Source organism: Hymenobacter lapidiphilus (genome assembly GCF_003417065.2).
Lineage (GTDB): Bacteria > Bacteroidota > Bacteroidia > Cytophagales > Hymenobacteraceae > Hymenobacter.
In genome coordinates this window covers 1-934 of the sequence record NZ_QVLT01000071.1, presented here as the reverse complement: position 1 = coordinate 934, position 934 = coordinate 1, and the positions used below count along the sequence as shown (strand labels likewise).

General features: G+C 72.8%; 1 pseudogene. It reads right to left on the bottom strand.

The features are described from left to right. Window positions 1-934 (bottom strand): annotated as a pseudogene (locus D0N36_RS19230) (hypothetical protein); the annotation flags it as partial.

Below are 934 nucleotides of genomic sequence, written 5' to 3'. Positions count from 1 at the left end.
CCGGGCCTGCAAGCCGAAAGCCGCGCCGCCGGGCAGCTGCCGGGGCAAGGTGGGCGCATCGGCCACCAGCAACAGGCCGCCGGTACCGTTGGCAACGGCCGCCCGCAACGCTGCCGTTTCGGCCCCACCAAAACTGGCCAGCGTGGCTGCATCCGTAACCACCACATCGAAGCGGGCTAGCAGGGCGGGCGTGAGGCTGCCCAGGGCGGGCGGGTTGGGCAAGTTGAGGAACTCTGTTTGGGTGAGGCCCCGGCTCAGGCCGGTGCGCAGGGCCACCGGGTACTGGCGGCCGGCCAGGTAGTTTTTCAGAAACCGCAGCTCAAACGATGGCGCGGCGGCCAGCAGCAGCACCCGCAACGGCTCGGCGGCCCGCACTTCCACCGGCACCGGCTCGCGGACCAGTTGGCGACTGTCTCGGCGGGCTTCCAGCGCGTACAACGCCCGGCCTGCCGCCCGCGGCGTAAAGCGCAGCCGGAACGTGCCTGAACCCTTCGGTAGCCGCACCGAGTCGCGCGCCGCGCCGGCCGCGTGCAGCCGCAGCCACACCGGCCCGGCTTCGGCCGCCGCAAACGAGCCGTTTACCGTCCAGGCTTCGCCCAGCGTGGGCCGCGCCTGCCAGGCCGCCTGCCCGAAACCGGTTTCAGGCGCATCTGCGTGGGCCCGTAGTTCCAAGCCCACCAACGCGGGCACATCGGCCGCTGGCAGGCCCCAGCCCAGCACATGCAGGCGGCGCAGGCCCGGCAGCTTCGCCCGAATGGCGCTGGTGTTACGAAAGGTGGGCGTATCGGGGGCCGCAGTGGTTTTAGTCGGGGCAAAGCGCCATACCGGCGTGCCCGGGCCGAGGCGGGCCAGCAGTGCGGCCAGCGTATCGGGCGAGTAGCCGGCCGTGAGCAGCACGGCCGCAGTGGCTCCCGGGGCGGCGGCCGGCCGGGCC